This window comes from Streptomyces sp. NPDC057623, from assembly GCF_042800355.1.
In the GTDB taxonomy this organism is placed as follows: domain Bacteria; phylum Actinomycetota; class Actinomycetes; order Streptomycetales; family Streptomycetaceae; genus Streptomyces.
The window spans coordinates 23,314-39,418 of sequence record NZ_JBHVGZ010000086.1 but is presented as its reverse complement, the minus strand read 5'-3'; the positions used below and the strand labels follow the sequence as shown (position 1 = coordinate 39,418).

Below are 16,105 nucleotides of genomic sequence, written 5' to 3'. Positions count from 1 at the left end.
CGCCCACATGCACAACCTCGCCCTGACCGCGTGATCAGCACAGCCGTAAGCGGGCCCTGACCTGCAATCTCACGGCCTTCTGCAACGCGCTTTAGATGCCGGCCGCCGTGGGTCAGTGGCTGGTGAAGACCAGGGCGGCGTTCTGCCCTCCGAACCCGTAGGAGGTGCTGACAGCGGCTTCGGTGCGCGTGGTGCGCGGGGCCTTGGCCACGACGTCGAGGTCGATGTCGAGGGCGGTGTCCTCGTGGTTGGCCGTCGGCGGGATCAGACCGCGCTGGAGAGTCAGCACGGTGACGGCCGCTTCGATCGCGCCCGCGGCGCCGATCGCGTGGCCGAGCGCCCCCTTGACGGACGTGACGGGCGGCGGCGTGGCGAACACGGTGTTGAGGGCGTGGGCCTCGGCGAGGTCGTTGAGGCGGGTGGCGGTGCCGTGGGCGTTGATGTGTCCGATGTCGGCGGGTTCGAGGGCGGCGTCGGCGAGTGCGGCGGTGAGCGCCTCGGCGGCGCCTCTGCCCTGGGGGTGGGGGGCCGCGTAGTGGTGGGCGTCGCAGGTGGCCGCGTAGCCGGCCAGGTGGGCGCGCGGTGGTACGCCGCGGGCGCGGGCGTGTTCGGACCGTTCGAGGACGAGGACGGCCGCGCCCTCGGACAGGACGAACCCGTCGCGGGAGGAATCGAAGGGACGGCTGGCCCGGGCCGGGTCCTCGGTGCGCTGGGAGAGAGCGCCCATGCGGTGGAAGCAGGCGGCGGGGATGGGGTGGCGTACGGACTCCGCGCCGCCGGCCAGCACGATGTCGCACGTCCCGGCGCGCAGGAGGTCGCGGGCGGTGCCGATCGCGGTGGCTCCGGACGCGCACGCGGTGGACACGGTGAAGTTCGGTCCACGGGCGCCGGTGTCGAGGCCGATCTCGGCGGCGGACATGTTCGGCACGCTGCGCGGGATGGCGAGCGGGGAGATGTCCAGGGGCCGGTTGTCGGCGAGTTTGGCGAATTCCCGGGCGTAGCGTTCCATGCTGGCGGTGCCCGAGCCGATCACGACGCCGACGCGGAGCGGCTCCCATGTCCGTGGGTCCAGGCGGGCGTCGGCGAGGGCTTCGCGGGCGGCCAGGATGCCCATGGCCGTGAAGCGGTCCAGCCTCCACGCTGATGCACCGATCAGGTGGCGGGCGTCGAAGTCGGGTACCTGGCAGGAGATGTCGACGGGCAGCCCGGCCAGGTGTTCGTCCCGCTGCGCGGTCGACGTGCCCTGGAGCAGGGTCTGCCAGGTGCTCTCCGCGTCGAGGCCGGCCGGGCTGACGATGCCCAGGCCGGTGATCGCGACACGGGTCATGCGGTGTTGTCCGTGGCGGCCAGGGCCGTGTCGGCTCGAGCGGCGTCCAGCAGGGTGACCAGCTGACCGACGGTCTTCGGCAGGTCCGTGTCGTTGAGCGTGATGCCGGTGCTCTCCTGGACCGCCAGGCCCATCTCCAGCAGTGCCAGCGAGTCGAGGCCGAGGTCCTCGAAGGTTCGCTCGGGGGTGATGTCCGCGGCGTCGATCGGGAAGGTCTCCGTGAGTACCTGGGTGATGGTGTCCAGGGTCGTCGCCATGTGCGTCTCCAGAACTGTTGGCGGGTCAGCGGTGTGGGTGGTCAGTCGGACAGGGGCGTCCCCGCCTCCGGAAGCGGTGCTGGGCGAGTACGCGGTGCCGGCAGGGGCACGGGGCGTGGGGCGAGCCAGCGGGCGGCGGCCGCGGCGGTCAGCAGCACGACGGCCGCCGCGGTCGTCGCGGTGAGCGTCATGGCGTCGATGAACGCGTCACGGGCGGCCGAGAGCACGGCGACGCGCTGGGCTGGCGGCAGGAGGCCGGCCTGGTCCGGCACGGAGAGGAGGCTGTGGCGTGCGGCGTCCGCGACGGCGGGCACGGCAGCCGTCACAGCCGGTGTCTCGACGAAGCGGGTGGTGAACACGGCCGTCAGGAGGGAGCCCTGTACGGCCACGCCGAGAGCGGAGCCGACCTGCCGGGTCGCGTCGTTGATGGCGGAGCCCAGACCGGCCTGGTCGGTGGGCACCGACTCCATCACCGATTCGGTGCCCGCCGCCGCCACGAGTCCGGCTCCGATGCCCGCGATCGCCTGGAAGAGCGCGCAGTGCCCATAGCCGGACTGGGCCGTCGTGGTGGCCCAGATGCCGAGTGAGGCAGCGACGACGAGCAGCCCGGCGACCACGGTGGTCCTGGTGCCCAGTCCGCGCTGGAGCGCGACGGCGGCCGCCGCCCCCACGGCCAGCCCGGCCGGCAACGGCAGGGTGCGCACCCCTGCCTCGACCGGGCTGTAGCCGAGCACGCCCTGCAAGTACAGGGTGAGGACGAACAGGGCGCCGAACAGGGCGAAGGACATCAGTGCCAGTGCCGCCGCGGCGACTCCGATGCCGGGCCGGGCCAGCAGGTGCAGCGGCAGCATCGGGGCCGGCACGCGCCGTTCCCAGGCGAGGAACGCGGCCAGCACCAGCCCGGCGAGCGCGAAGCCCGTCATGACCGGCCCGCTGGTCCAGCCCTGGTGCGGTCCCTCGATGATCGCCCATACCAGGGCCAGCAGTCCGGCGGTGGACAGCAGCGCCCCTACGGCGTCGAACGCGGCTGACCGCTGTGCGCGCGACTCGGGTACGGCCAGCCAGGCGGCGGCGATGATCACAACGGTCAGTGGCAGGTTGATCCAGAACGCGGCCCGCCACGAGGCGTGCTCGACCAGCCAGCCGCCGATCACCGGACCGCTCAGCCCGCCCAGCCCGCCGACCGCCGCCCAGACGGCGATCGCGCGACGCCGCAACTCGGGCTCGGGAAACATGTGGTGCAGGGCTCCCAGGGTCGCCGGCATCAGCAGTGCCGCACCGGCTCCCATGCCGCACCGTGACGCGATCACCTGCCACGGTTCCCCGGACAGCGCGCCGCCGACCGAGGAGGCGCCGCACACCGCCACACCCAGCACGAAGCAGCGCCGTCGCCCCCACCGGTCGGTCACCGCTCCCACCGCCAGGACGCTGCCGCCCAGCATCAGTGCGTAGCCGTCGACGATCCACTGCACCTGTGCCGTGGTGGCATCCAGTGCTTCGCGCAGCTGGGGCACAGCGACGTTCAGGACGGTCAGGTCCATGCCGAGCATGAACAGCCCGAGGCACACCACGCCCGCTGCCCATACCCGTCGGAACCCGGAATCCGCCTCTTGACCGGGGCGCGCCGTCATACGGCGGACACCGCCTTCCGGACCACCGAACCGAGGTCGGCCACCATCTGCGTCACCAGGGCCTCCACCTGCCCGTGCATGTACATGTGGCCGCCCTCGAACAGCCGCGGCCGCGCCGGCGTGGCGAACAGCTCGTTCCACCCGAGCAGTTGGCGCACGCTGGTGGTCGGGTCCTGAGCGCCTCCGTAGAGCGCCAGAGGTACCTCCAGGGGAGGCTCGTCGCGGTGGCGGTGGTGCAGCAGAAGGAGGCAGTCGGCCAGCAGCGGCGTGCACGCGGCAGCCATCAACACCGGTTCCTTCAGGAGCCGTTGAGGGATCGGTCCGCCCACCAGCTGGCCCAGCCCCTCCAGGCCCCCCGTCAACAGCGGCAACAGCCCCTTCGCGTATGCGCCGTCCTGCGGCCCGCGCAGCGACGACAGCCCCATCCACAACGGCGTACGGCCACCCGAGGCCCGCAGCGTCCGTACCGCCTCGAAGCCCACGAGGGCGCCCACGCTGTGCCCGAACACAGCGAAGGGCCGTGGGTCGGCCACGTCGTCCACCGTCTCCGCGACCAGCGCGGCCACCGCGGCCGTGTCCGTGAGTGACGGCTCCTCCGCACGCGTCCCCCGGCCCGGCATGCTCACCGAGCACACCTCGACCCAAGCCGGCACCAGGCCCGCCCACGGCGCGAAGAATCCCGCCCCGGCACCGGCCGGCGGCAGGCAGTACAACCGCACCGCCGCGCCGGGACGCTCCTGGAGTACAACCCGCGTCAGTCCGCCAGTCACGGAAACCGTCCACATCCGCTCGCCGTACACGCCTGGTCTCCAGGCACCCCCAGGCGCCGCGGCTGGGGAGTCGGGAGTCGTGGCCAATCGTTCCGCCTACCGGGTACGGAGAGGAGATCAGCACGCCGCAGGCCGGACGACATTCACTGAAATGAGGCATCCTGCGGCGGCAGGGGCATCACATTCCCTCGCTGCTGCTTCGCGGCCATGTGCGGCGAGACGACGCGTCGCCCGGGCGGAAACTCGCCGCGATGTACGGCACACCAGCGCCGCCCGGGAATCGCCACCCGATTTCCGCCATGGGCTGGTTGGTCTAGTTCGGCTGCCTCGATGTCAGTGCTACGGACCTCGATGTCTTCGTTCACACCCGCTCTGCGTGTGCTCACGGGTGTGCTGGGCGTGGGGGCGTTCGGAACCGGGGTTCTCGCGGTTTCGTGACCCAGAACGGTGGCGCGGGGGTGCTGCTCGTTTTCGGCGGGGTGTTGCTCGTCCTCATTCTGCTGGGCCATCGCATCGAGAGCCTGGAATTCGGTGGAGCCACGCTCAGGCTCCGGGCCGCCGCGGCCGAGCGGTTCGCACGGGCCGAGGAGTCGGAGCGCGACGGCGACGCCGTCGCGGCGAGCCGGCTGCGCGCTGAGGCTCGGGCCCTCCCGGATCGACGACCTCGAGCCGGCACAGCTGGAGCGGCTCGCGGAGGTCACCGAATCCCAGCAAGGGTTTCCCTTCCGCCTGGACGCGGACCGCAGACGGCTCGGCGAGCACATCCTCCAGCGCATCGATGCACGATCAGGCAAACCGTGAGCACGAGGTAGCGCCCCGGCACACCGGTCCGAACCCGCCCGCGCCTAGCCGACGTTGGCCGTTCGCATCGGTATGCCACCCGTCGCCGGCCGGAGCGGACGGATCGGTCTGACAAGCAGTCAGCCGGCCGACTTGATGCTCGATCCTGCTCGGAACTGCTTTCTATCGAGCACATATTGACATGCAACCCTCAGAGCCCGCAGAGTCATGCCCCGAAAGTCCCGACAGTGCCCCGGCAGTGATGCAAGCCACCCCACCGAGGAGTGTTGCCGTCATGTCCGAAACACCCGCTGTCTCACGCCGTTTACTCCTGGGCGGAGCCGTCGCCACCGGCGCTCTCGCGGCCGGGATGACCGCCGCGGCCCCGGAAGCGTCCGCCGCGACCGACCGGACGCCCCGCCGCCGGCCCGGACAGAAGTCGATGATCGGCGTGCCGTTCGAGGCCCACAGAACCGTCCGTGTCGGTGTCATCGGCCTGGGCAACCGCGGCGCAGGCATGATCACGGGCTGGGCGGCCGTACCCGGCTGCACCGTGACGGCCGTCTGCGACATCCGCGCCGACCGTGCGCGCCGCGCCGCCGACCGGCTGGTGAGCAAGGGCGAGCCGCGCCCCGCCGAATACGGCGGATCAGCCGACTCCTACGCCCGCATGCTCCAGCGCGACGACATCGACCTGGTGTACGTCGCCACGCCGTGGGAGTTCCACTACGAACACGGCCGAGCCGCGCTGCTGAGCGGCCGGCACGCCGTCGTGGAACTCCCCGTCGCGACCGAACTGCGCCAGCTGTGGGACCTGGTCGACACCTCCGAGCGCACCCGCAAGCACCTGCTCCTCTCCGAGAACTGCAGCTACGGCCGCAACGAACTGGCCATGCTGCGGATGGCGCACGCCGGAGTGTTCGGAGACATCACCAACGGCCACGGAGGCTACTGCCACGACCTGCGTGAACTGCTCTTCTCCGACACGTACTACACCGACTCCTGGCGGCGGCTGTGGCACACCCGCAGCACCGCGTCCCTGTACCCCATGCACGGGCTGGCCCCGATCGCGGCGGCCATGGACATCAACCGCGGCGACCGGATGGCCACCCTGAGCGCCACCGCGACCGCCCCGAGGGGACTGGCCGACTACCGCGAGCGCTTCGTCCACCGGGACCACCCGTCCTGGAAGGAGACGTACATCAACGGCGACCTGGTCACCTGCCTCATCGAAACGGAGCGGGGCAGGGTCGTCCGCGCGGAGCACGAGGTGAGTTCACCCCGGCCGTACAGCAGGATCAACACCCTCGCCGGCAGCCGCGGGATCGTCGAGGACTACGCCGGCCCCGCCCCGACCGGCGCCCGCGTCTATCTCGAACCGGACCACGGCGGCCATACCTGGCGCGACTTCGCCGTCTACCGCAAGGAGTTCGACCACTGGCTGTGGCGGAAGGTCGGCGACGACGCCGCCAACAACGGCGGTCACGGCGGCATGGACTACGTCCTCCAGTGGCGCACCGTCCAGCTGATGCGGGCCGGACTGGTGCCCGACATCGACGTGTACGACTCGGCCGCCTGGTGCGCGGCGGTCCCCCTGAGCGCCGCGTCCCTGGCGAGGAAGGGCCGCCCGGTCGAGATCCCGGACTTCACGCGCGGCGCCTGGGCCGGCAAGCGGCCCGGACTCGACTCCAGCGACACGGACATGCCGCCCGTCGGCTGAGAGGCGCCGCGCCGCCCAGGCCCGGCCGAAAACACGCTCACAGAATTCAGGCCATTTCATACCCCAGACACATCGGCCAGACCTTGCTCCGGCGGCCGGAATGAAAGACCTCTCACCTCCCCGTCCACGAGGACCTATCGGCCGTTCGAGCCACTGATTGAAGAGGCAATCGGGTCCGAATTCCGGTGGGCGGACGGAATGCGGCTCTAGTCTCCTGAGACGACAGCGACAAGGCGGGTACTTCGAGGCATCGAACACCGCGAACAGAAGGGAGTTACACCATGCGCCCAATGACGCGCTGGACAATGACGGGAGCCCTGCTCACCACGGCTCTCGCGGGCCCCCTGAGCATGCCGGCCCATAGCGCGCCCGCCTCCGCACCCGCCTCGCTGTACGCCCCCTCTGCCCTGGTCATGACCACCGGCCACGGGGAGCAGGCCGCATCGGCCGCACCGATGCGCGCCGTAACGGTGAACTGCGCGTACACCACCTCGGGAACGCACCCGGATCCGCGTCAGGCATGTGCGGATCTGGACCGCGTGAACGGTGACCTCGACCGCCTGGCCACACTCCGCGGGAATACCGCGGGACAACCCTGCACCAGGGAATACCGCCCCATTGTCGTCACGGTTCAAGGGGTGTGGCGTGGTACACGCATAAACTATGAACACACCTTCGCCAATCCCTGCATCAAGGAAACTCAGGGTGCCGCGGCATTTGCCTTCTGAGCCACCACGGCCGAGGTAAAGCCTCAACCGACGGGGCGGGGCGCTCACTGACGGGCGGCCCGCCCCTTCGGTATGCACGCTCCACGCGGACCGTAGGTCACGGCAGCAGACGTCGCTCCTTGGCGACCGCCACCGCGCCCGTGCGTGTGTCGACGCCGAGCTTGTCGTAGATGCGCCGCAGGTGGGTCTTGACCGTGGCCTCGCTGATGTACAGGGCACGGGCGATGTCGCGGTTTCCGATGCCGCGGGCCAGCTGGGCGAGGATGTCGCGTTCGCGGTCGGTGAGGGTGGGGCGGGGTCGGCGCAGGCCGGCCATGACGCGGCCGGCGACCGGCGCCGACAGGGCGGTGCGTCCCTCGGCGGCGGCGTGGACAGCGGCGAAGAGCTCGTCGGGGCGTTCGGCCTTGAGCAGGTAGCCGGTGGCGCCCGCCTCGATGGCGCGGGTGATGTCGGCGTCGGTGTCGTAGGTGGTCAGGACCAGGACATGGGCGCAGGGGCCGGGGTGGGAGGTGAGGCGGCGGGTGGTCTCCACGCCGTCGATGCCCTCGCCCAGCTGGAGGTCCATCAGCACCACGTCGGGGGTCAGCTTCGCCGCCAGCGCGATCGCCTCCTCGCCGGTGCCGGCCTCGCCCACGACCTCGATGTCCGGTGCGCTGTCGAGCAGGGCGAGCAGTCCGGCCCGTACGACGGCGTGGTCGTCGCAGACCAGGATGCGCACGGGAGCGCGGTCGGGGGTCATCGGGGTGCCTCCAGGGGGACGGCGGCGGACAGGACGGTGCCCTCGCCGGGTGCGGACTCGACGGTCAGGGTGCCGCCGAGGGCGCGCAGCCGGGCCCGCATCGCGGGCAGCCCGTGGCCGCGTGACCCGGCCGGGGAGCCGGACGGTGCGGTGGGGTCGAAGCCGTGGCCGTCGTCGGAGACGTCCAGGAAGACCGCGTCGTCGAGGACGGTGAGGGTGAGGGCCGCGTTGTCGGCGGCGGCGTGTTCACGGACGTTGGCCAGGGCACCCTGGGCGATGCGCAGCAGGGCGGACTGGACCCGGTCGGGCAGTTCGGGGAGGCGCCCGTCGTCCTCGACGTGGACGCGTACGACGAGCTGCGCCCCGGACTCCCGGGCGGCCAGGACGCGCAACGCCTGAGCCAGGCCGCCGCCGCGGGCGAGGTCGGCGGGGGCCAGGTCATGGACGAAGCGCCGGGCCTCGGTGAGGTTGTGCTCGGCGACGGACGCGGCGGTGCGGACGTGGGCGCGCGCCTTGTCCGGTTCGGTGTCCCACACCCGGTCCGCCGCCTGGAGCAGCATCCGCTGGCTGGACAGGCCCTGGGCGAGCGTGTCGTGGATCTCCATGGACAGCCGCTGGCGTTCGGCGAGGGTGCCCTCGCGGCGTTCGGAGTCGGCGAGTTCGTGGCGGGTGCGGATCAAGTCGTCGATCAGGGCGCGCTGGCGTGCGGTGTTCCCTTCCATCTGGAGGAACACGGCGCTGGCGAGGGCGGCGACGGCGGGCGGGGCGAGGACCAGGTTGGGGTCGAAGCGGCCCGCGAGCTGCACCTGCGCGGCGACGACGAACACGGTCAGGAGCGCCACGAGCGCGAGGGCCGCGCGGGGCGGCAGTGTGCGCAGGCCGGTGTAGAACAGGGGCACCGCGCACCAGGCGAAGCTGGGAGCGAGCACGACCAGGATCATCCAGAGCACGACGACGAGCGCCAGCCAGGCCGTGTGCCGCCGAGTGGGCCGCGGACCCGGGTCACCGGCTCTTGGGCCCAGCAGATGCAGCACGGTGAGCACGACGCACAGCGCGATGATCCACGGCGTACGCGGTTCGCCGGGGTGACGTAGCAGGAAGCGGGCGAGCGCTCCGCCGAGCAGCAGGAAGAACGCCGCGTGCATCACGACGCCGAGCCACCGGGTGTCCACGGTGTCCGGTTCGTACGGCCGGTTCCCCATACGGGTCGCCTCCCTTCCCGCTCGTGGGCGCTGAACTGGGCAAACACCTCCATTGTGGCCTGGGGCGAGGGCTGGGCAGGTCAACCGATCGGATGACACCGGTTTCGTCCGTCCTGCGACCGGGAGGCAGACGGAACGTCGACCGTCGGGTCCCGGTTCCGGGCCGAGGCTGGAGAGCGGACCGGGGCGGCGACCGTGCCGCCCGCCCACCGAAGGAGTCGACCGACCATGAACCGAGTGCACAAGAAGTTCTCCCGCCGTGCCCGCGTCGCCACCGGCGGCGCCGTGCTCGCCGTCGTCGCCCTGGCCGGCTTCGGCGCGGTGTCCGCGAACGCCTCGGCGCCCGCCACGACGGCCGCCGCCACCTCGGCCGTGGCCCCGGACCGGGCCACCACCACCTCCACCCACCTGACGATCGACGCCGCCACCAGGGCCGCGCAGGCCGCGCTCGACGCCGCCGAGCAGGAGAACCAGCGCGTCACGGTCGCCGTCGTCGACCGCAACGGCGACACGGTCGTCACCCTGCGCGGCGACGGCGCCGGACCGCAGTCCTACAAGTCCGCCGAGCGCAAGGCGTTCACCGCGGTCGCCTGGAACGCCGCCACCTCCCAGCTGGCCGAGCGCCTGGAGCAGGCCCCGAACCTCAAGGACATCCCCGGCACCCTGTTCCTGGCGGGCGGCGTCCCCGTCACCGCCGACAGGGCGCCGATCGCCGGCATCGGCGTGGCGGGCGCACCGTCCGGCGCGTTGGACGAGAAGTTCGCGCAGGCGGGGGCGAACGCGATCGCCCGGTAGGGCCTGTCCGGCGGACCGGGCCCGCCCCGGTCGCCCGGCATCAGGGGCTGCCGCACCCGGTCATGACGGGCGGGCCGCATCCCCTGGACACGGCCCGCCACCGGCGGTTCGGTGCCGGCGCGGCGACGGCGTGCCCGGGTCAGCCGGTACCGAGGGCCATGAGGAGTCGGGCGCAACGGGCCGTCATGTCGGCCGTGTTCTGTTCCGGGTGCTCGAACCACCAGCGCATCACCGCTGTGACGGCGTGCTGCCACACGTGGTTGAGCAGATCGTGGTCGAGCGGGTCACCGTGTCCGGCACCGGCCAGCAGCTGCGCGGATCCGGCGGCGCCCATCGCCGCGAGGCGCTCACGGTAGCGGTTCACGGCGTCGCGCATCTCGCCGGCCGGCGGCAGAGCCGGGTCGTAGAGGACGGACCAGGCGTACCGGCAGTGCTCGACGGCGCCGAAGATCGCCGTAAGGGTGTCGATGGCGTGAGCGGTCGATCCGCTGCGGGACCGGGCGGCGGCCACCGAGTCCACCAGGAGGGCGCCGACCTGGTGGACGCAGGCGAGGTACAGGCCGTCCTTGGAGTCGAAGTAGGTGTAGATCAGCGGCTTGGAGATGCCCGCGCGCCGGGCGACGGCGGCGACGGACACGCCCGCATAGCCGTGCCGGCCGAACTCCTCCACGGCCACGTCGATGATCTGCCGCTCCCGGTCGGCCCGGGAGACGCCCTTGGTTCCGGCCTTGCCCATGAGGCCATCCTAGCCAACGATATGACCGAGGAGTAATTTACCCATCGGTCAATTCGACGGACGGCAGGGAGAGCGGGCGACATGACGCGATCGTGGTGGGGATGGGGCAACGTCGAGGACGCGGTGGGCGGTGCCGAGCTGGACTCCTTGCTGGGGCGCGTGCGGGCGGTGATGCCTGGCGAGCTGACGGCGCACGAGCCGCCCGGTATCGCCTCGCTCCGGCTGCCCGGGCCGCGGGTGACTCCCCCGGCCTCCCTCGCCGGCCTGTGCTCCGCCGATCCTGCCGACCGGGCCGCGCACGCGCACGGCAAGGCGTTCCGGGACGTCGTCCGCAATCTGCACGGCGACCTGCGCCATGTACCGGACCTCGTCGCCCGCCCCCGTGCCGAGCGGGACGTGACCGGTCTGCTCGACTGGTGCACTCGCGAGGGCATCGCGGCGGTCCCGTTCGGCGGCGGCAGTTCGGTGGTCGGCGGTGTCGAGGCACGGTGCGATGACCACCCCGCCGTCGTCACCATCGACCTCGAGCGTCTGAGCAGCGTCCTGGAGATCGACGCCACGAGTCGTGCCGCACGCATCCAGGCGGGGGTGTTCGGCCCGCGGCTGGAGGACCAGCTGAGGCCGCACGGCCTGACCTTGCGTCACTTTCCGCAGTCCTTCGAGTTCTCCACGCTGGGCGGCTGGCTCGCCACCAGGGCGGGCGGGCACTACGCGACGCTGTACACACACATCGACGACCTGCTCGAATCGATGCGCGTGGTGACTCCTGTCGGGATCAGCGAGTCGCGGCGGCTGCCGGGCTCGGGCGCCGGACCGTCGCCGGACCGGCTCTTCCTGGGCAGTGAGGGCACTCTGGGGATCATCACCGAGGCGTGGATGCGTCTCCAGGAGCGCCCGCGTTGGCGCGCCGGCGCCTCGGTGCGGTTCAGCGACTACGACTCGGCCGTGGCGGCCACCCGCGCCGTCGCGCAGAGCGGGCTGCACCCGGCGAACTGCCGTCTGCTCGACGCGACGGAGGCGCTGGTCAACGCGGGCGTGAGCGTCGGCGGCGGCGTCCTCGTCCTCGGCTTCGAGTCGGCGGACCACCCGGTGCGCGCCGGCCTGGAGCGAGCGGTGGAACTGTGCCGGGACCACGGCGGCGAGCCGTCCGCCGACGCGGGAGGGTCCGGCGGCACCGCCCGGGGCGAATCCGCCGCCGGCACATGGCGCTCGTCGTTCCTGCGGATGCCCTACCAGCGGGACGCGCTCGCGCGCCACTCGGTGATCGCCGAGACCTTCGAGACGGCCTGCACCTGGGACAGGTTCGGCTCCCTGCACCACGCGGTCACCGAGGCGGCACGGCGGGCCATCGACGAGGTCGCCGGTACGGGCGTGGTCGCGTGCCGCTTCACCCATGTCTACCCGGACGGCCCGGCGCCCTACTTCAGCGTGTACGCGCCCGGCCGCTGGGACAGCCTCGTCAGCCAGTGGGACCACATCAAGGCCGCGGTGTCCGAGGCGATCGCGGACAGCGGCGGCACCATCACCCATCACCACGCGGTCGGCCGCGATCACCGGCCCTGGTACGACCGCCAGCGCCCCGACCCCTTCGCCGCCGCGCTCACCGCCGCCAAGTCCGCTCTCGACCCGGCCGGCGTCCTCAATCCGGGAGTGCTGCTGCCGGCGCGGTGAGCACCGGGGGTGCGGCGCGCCCCGAAAACCAGGTGCCGGCCGACGAACGCCCGACTACGGTGAGCGTCGTTCAGGTGCGCAGGCTGTGGCTACTTCGCCTCTCCAGCGGGTGACACGGGTTCGAATCCCGTCGCCGGCGCCATGCCGGTGTCGTCCATCGGCCCAGGACACCTACAGTGCGCCGCCGCCGACCTCGATCTCTGAACACCTACAGCACGAGCCGCCCGCCGGGGAGACCCGCGGGCGGCTTTGCCGTTCACTGCCATCGGGGATCCGGCTGGACATAGGAGGCCATGAGGTCACGGTCCACCTTGAGGGTGTCGCGATTCAGCGGCGGCAGCCCCAGGTGGTCACAGATGAGCCGGGTCAACCGCTCTTCGTAGTCGTCGTTCTCGCAGTCCAGCCCGGCCGCCGCGATGAGGGGGGCCAACTTGTTGGGCCAGTACTCCCCGCTGTAGGCAGGGTCCTCGTAGTCGACGCAGGACGAGATACTGCCGTCCTTGTAGTGGTAGGCATGCGGGCCGTGGCCCTTGGCGATGCACGGGTTGGGAACGAACACCGTCAGCTCGGCGCCCGGTGGGCACAGCAGGCGGTAGTCGATGTCGTCGAAGTCGTCGCGGGACGGGTTGAACATGTGGTGGACGACCACCCCCCAGTCGCCGGACGCCGGGGCGGGGCCGTAGGCGAACGGCGGCCGGTGCTGGGCGACCAGCCCTTCGGTCATGGCGGTCAGGCCGGTTCCCCTGAAGTACACCAGGACGGTTTCGTCCTCCCCGTACCGGTCTTCTTCCTTCCAGGCGATGACGCCGCTGTTGATCCAATCGGTCATGCCCGGCACCGTATCCGCTGCCACTGACAACGCCCTCGCGAGCCGGTTTGAGCACGCCCGAGTGCATAGGTGACATAAAGGGGGAACTCGGACTCGGAACCGTTCATGACGCGCGGAGGGAGTGCGCAGTGAGTCAGACCAGGACGGATTCCTCGGATCTTCCTCAGCCGTTGCGGAGCCTTGGCTCCGGGCTCCGCCACCTGCCCGGAGCGGGGCAGGTGAACAGGGTCGCCGACGGTGCGCTGGATCGGCTCGGAGCGGTCTCGCCACGCGGACGGCGGATCGCGGTCTACACCGGTGCCGGGGTGCTCGGCGTGGCCGGCGTGATCGAGTGGCCCCTCGCTCTCACCGGCGCGGCCGTCGCCTGGCTGACCCAGCCTCGCTCCCGGGAAGGCACGCGAGGGAAGACGGCCCGAGACGCCATGACCCCGGACGGCAGGGCGCAGGGCCGCGGCAGGTCGGTTGCCGCCGGGTCAGCCGATGTCCCCACCGAACGCGCCGACGCCCGGTCGGAGCCCCAAGGCCCCGGCGACAGGCTGGCCCCTTCTCACTTCGAGCACGACCACCCTGAAAGCGGCAGACACGATCAACCCGCCAAGGTCGGTGACCCTGCCACGACGTCGGCGCTCAGGAAGGTCGCGGATGCCTCCGCACACCACACCGGAACCTAGGCACCGCATCCGCATCCCGGTCCGAATCCGTCAGGTCTTGGTGAACGTCCACAGCAGGTTGGTACTGGTGCCCCAGGTCCACTGCTTGGTGACGGAGCCGGAGGAGACGTTGCCGCCGCCGTCGAGGACGAGGCCCGTGGTGCGGTTGGCGAGGGAGTGCCGGCCGTCGCCGCGGTGAGTGATCAGCCACTGTTGGTGCGTGCCACCGTTCCACGCTTGCTGCCTGGCCGGGGCGCCGTCGCTCGTGGCGCCCCATCCGTCGACGACGAGGCCGTTGGTGCGGTTCTCCAGCTTGTAGTAGCCGTTGCCGAGGTCGACCGCGTGCCACTGGAGGTTGGCCGAACCGTCCCAGGTCCACTGCTTCAGGTCGGAGCCGGCGGGGGCGTCACCGCCGCTGTCCAGGGCCAGGCCGTTGGTGACGTTGGTGATGCGGAAGTACACGGCAGGGTCGAACACCACCTTCAGGGAGGTGATCCGGCTCCGGACCCTGGCGTTGTCGGCGCTGAAGGTCCACGCCGTACCGGTGAAGTCGTCGCCGGAGTAGCCGACGACCTGGTACCCCGGGGCCGGCCGCAGCGAGGAGAGGGTGCGAGGCGGGATTCCGGCGAGGGAGAGCTGTTCGGCGGTGTAACCGCCGACGGCCAACACGGCGCTGCCGCCTGAGTAGTTGACGCCCGGGTGGACCACGGCGCCCGCGAGGGGTCGCAGCGGGGGGATGCGGCCGGAGAAGCGAAGCTTGAGGACGTACGCGGGCGCGTCGAACGGCGCTGTGGACGGCAGGGCCACCCTCAGACCGGTCGCGTCCTGGGTCGGGGCAGGCAGGTCGATGTACTCGCCGGCGGTCGCGCCGAGCAGCCTCACCGAGGACAGTGAGTCCAGATCGATCCGTTCGGAGCCGAGCGTCTGGATCGTGAGCGAACTGCCGGGCCAGCCCAGGGCCGTGGCGTACAGGACGGTGTCCGCCTTGTTGCGGGTGAAGCGGATGTCCCGCGCGGTGCCGGCGGTGGGGCGGGTGAAGGAGCCGCCGCCCATCTTCGTCGGGCCCTCGCCGTACGCGGTCCAGGCCCGGGTGTCGTAGATCGACTCACCGTGCCGTTTCAGGTAGGCGCCGATGGCAAGGAGGAGGTCACGCTGGCCCGGCGGGATGGTGCCGTCGGCCTGCGGGGCGATGTTGAGCAGCATGTTGCCGTTCTTGCTGACCCGGTCGATCAGCGAGTGCAGCATCTGTGCGAGCGAGTAGTAGCCGATTCCCTCGGTGTAGCACCAGCTGGAGTCGGAGATACTGTCGTCGGTCAGCCAGTACGGCGCGGTGAGGTCGGCCGGGCCGCCCCGCTCGTAGTCGAAGACCTCGCCGTGGCTGTTGAACCCGTCCTTGTAGGTGGCGACGACTTCCTTGCCCCATCTGTTCGCCTGGTTGTAGTAGTACGCCAGGAAGTTCAGCCGCTGCCTCTCGTCGACGTGGTCGAGTCTCCAGTCCTGCCACAGGATGTCCGGCCGGGCTCGGTCGACGACTTCCTTGAGCTTGTCGAACCAGAGCTGGTTCTCCTCCGCCGAACTCAGCTGGCCGTAGAGCTTCTTCAGGCTCGGGTTCGACTGCGTCGGCGCGTACTCGTAGTAGCCGGTGTAGTTGTACGCGTGGTGCATCGCCACCAGAAGCTTCAGGTCGCGGGCGCGGATGGCGTCGGTGAACAGGTGCAGCAGGTCCAGTCCCGGGCCCCGCCGCACGGAGTTCCACTCGTTGACCTGGCTGTCCCACATCGAGTAGCCGTCGTGGTGCTCGGCGACCGGTCCGGCGAACCGCGCACCGGCGTCGGCGAACAGTTGCGCCCACTCGTCGGGATCGAAGGAGCCGCCCGCCGACTTGAGCCTCGGCGCGAACTCCTTGTGGTTGCCCTCCAGATCGTCCGCCCCGTCGACGAAGTTGTGGAAGGGCCAGGCGGATGGCTCTCCGTACGTGGCGATGTGATGTCTGTTCGCCTTGCTGTCCGGCACGTACATGTTGCGCGGATACCACTCGCTGTCGTAGGCGGGGACGCTGAAGACGCCCCAGTGGAAGTAGATGCCGAACTTGGCGTCCCTGAACCACTCGGGGGACGCGGGGTGTTGGCTCACGGAGTCCCAGGTGGGTGTGTAGGTCTTCGGCACGGCCAGAGCGCCGCCTGCGGCGAACACGTCCGTGGCCGCCGCGGCCGCCGCGACGGCCGTGGCTCCGGCCAGTAACCTGCGCCTGCTGATCGATTGCGACATAC

At 71.2% G+C, this 16,105-nt stretch carries 14 protein-coding genes; 5 read left to right on the top strand and 9 right to left on the bottom strand.

Going from position 1 to position 16,105, the window contains the following annotated elements; genetic code table 11:
* Positions 1-112: 112 nt before the first annotated feature.
* The 4 genes from ACFU95_RS44640 to ACFU95_RS44625 are packed head-to-tail and all read right to left on the bottom strand — an operon-like array spanning position 113 to position 3,985.
* Positions 113-1,327: a beta-ketoacyl-[acyl-carrier-protein] synthase family protein gene (locus ACFU95_RS44640; protein ID WP_383841424.1), complete on the bottom strand. Its 1,215-nt coding sequence runs from the start codon at positions 1,325-1,327 to the stop codon at positions 113-115.
* Positions 1,324-1,584: an acyl carrier protein gene (locus ACFU95_RS44635; protein ID WP_383841421.1), complete on the bottom strand. Its 261-nt coding sequence runs from the start codon at positions 1,582-1,584 to the stop codon at positions 1,324-1,326. The genes ACFU95_RS44640 and ACFU95_RS44635 overlap by 4 nt, the downstream gene beginning before the upstream one ends.
* A 41-nt stretch (positions 1,585-1,625) precedes the next feature.
* Positions 1,626-3,215 (bottom strand): MFS transporter, encoded by a 1,590-nt coding sequence (locus ACFU95_RS44630; RefSeq protein WP_383841418.1) that lies wholly within the window; start codon positions 3,213-3,215, stop codon positions 1,626-1,628.
* Complete coding sequence (locus tag ACFU95_RS44625; RefSeq protein ID WP_383841415.1) at positions 3,212-3,985, bottom strand: thioesterase II family protein; 774 nt, start codon at positions 3,983-3,985, stop codon at positions 3,212-3,214. Before ACFU95_RS44625 ends, ACFU95_RS44630 begins: the two co-directional genes overlap by 4 nt.
* 1,075 nt (positions 3,986-5,060) lie before the next feature.
* Between ACFU95_RS44625 and ACFU95_RS44620 the strand changes: the two genes are divergently transcribed.
* Positions 5,061-6,485 (top strand): Gfo/Idh/MocA family protein, encoded by a 1,425-nt coding sequence (locus ACFU95_RS44620; protein WP_383841412.1) that lies wholly within the window; start codon positions 5,061-5,063, stop codon positions 6,483-6,485.
* Between the two features lie 281 nt (positions 6,486-6,766).
* Entirely contained in the window at positions 6,767-7,213 is a 447-nt protein-coding gene (locus ACFU95_RS44615; RefSeq protein ID WP_383841409.1) for a subtilase-type protease inhibitor, read from the top strand.
* Between the two features lie 97 nt (positions 7,214-7,310).
* Here the strand turns inward: ACFU95_RS44615 and ACFU95_RS44610 are convergent, their stop codons facing one another.
* The gene (locus ACFU95_RS44610) at positions 7,311-7,952 is read right to left on the bottom strand and encodes a response regulator (RefSeq protein WP_383841406.1); all 642 of its coding nucleotides are present in this window, start codon (positions 7,950-7,952) and stop codon (positions 7,311-7,313) included.
* Positions 7,949-9,154 carry a sensor histidine kinase gene (locus ACFU95_RS44605; RefSeq protein ID WP_383841403.1) on the bottom strand — a complete coding sequence of 402 codons (1,206 nt, stop codon included), beginning with the start codon at positions 9,152-9,154 and terminating at the stop codon, positions 7,949-7,951. Before ACFU95_RS44605 ends, ACFU95_RS44610 begins: the two co-directional genes overlap by 4 nt.
* Positions 9,155-9,382: 228 nt before the next feature.
* Here ACFU95_RS44605 and ACFU95_RS44600 point away from each other — a divergent pair, with 228 nt between their 5' ends.
* The gene (locus tag ACFU95_RS44600; RefSeq protein ID WP_383841400.1) at positions 9,383-9,949 is read left to right on the top strand and encodes a heme-binding protein; all 567 of its coding nucleotides are present in this window, start codon (positions 9,383-9,385) and stop codon (positions 9,947-9,949) included.
* A 139-nt stretch (positions 9,950-10,088) separates the two neighbouring features.
* Here ACFU95_RS44600 and ACFU95_RS44595 read toward each other — a convergent pair whose 3' ends face one another.
* Positions 10,089-10,685: a TetR/AcrR family transcriptional regulator gene (locus tag ACFU95_RS44595; RefSeq protein ID WP_383841397.1), complete on the bottom strand. Its 597-nt coding sequence runs from the start codon at positions 10,683-10,685 to the stop codon at positions 10,089-10,091.
* An 81-nt stretch (positions 10,686-10,766) separates the two neighbouring features.
* Here ACFU95_RS44595 and ACFU95_RS44590 point away from each other — a divergent pair, with 81 nt between their 5' ends.
* Positions 10,767-12,356, top strand: a complete 1,590-nt coding sequence (locus ACFU95_RS44590) for an FAD-binding oxidoreductase (protein ID WP_383841394.1) — start codon at positions 10,767-10,769, stop codon at positions 12,354-12,356.
* A 256-nt stretch (positions 12,357-12,612) separates the two neighbouring features.
* Here ACFU95_RS44590 and ACFU95_RS44585 read toward each other — a convergent pair whose 3' ends face one another.
* Complete coding sequence (locus ACFU95_RS44585; protein ID WP_383841391.1) at positions 12,613-13,185, bottom strand: hypothetical protein; 573 nt, start codon at positions 13,183-13,185, stop codon at positions 12,613-12,615.
* A 128-nt stretch (positions 13,186-13,313) separates the two neighbouring features.
* Here ACFU95_RS44585 and ACFU95_RS44580 point away from each other — a divergent pair, with 128 nt between their 5' ends.
* Entirely contained in the window at positions 13,314-13,856 is a 543-nt protein-coding gene (locus ACFU95_RS44580; RefSeq protein WP_383841388.1) for a hypothetical protein, read from the top strand.
* Between the two features lie 30 nt (positions 13,857-13,886).
* Here ACFU95_RS44580 and ACFU95_RS44575 read toward each other — a convergent pair whose 3' ends face one another.
* Positions 13,887-16,103: an alpha-L-fucosidase gene (locus ACFU95_RS44575; protein WP_383841385.1), complete on the bottom strand. Its 2,217-nt coding sequence runs from the start codon at positions 16,101-16,103 to the stop codon at positions 13,887-13,889.
* Positions 16,104-16,105: the final 2 nt, after the last annotated feature.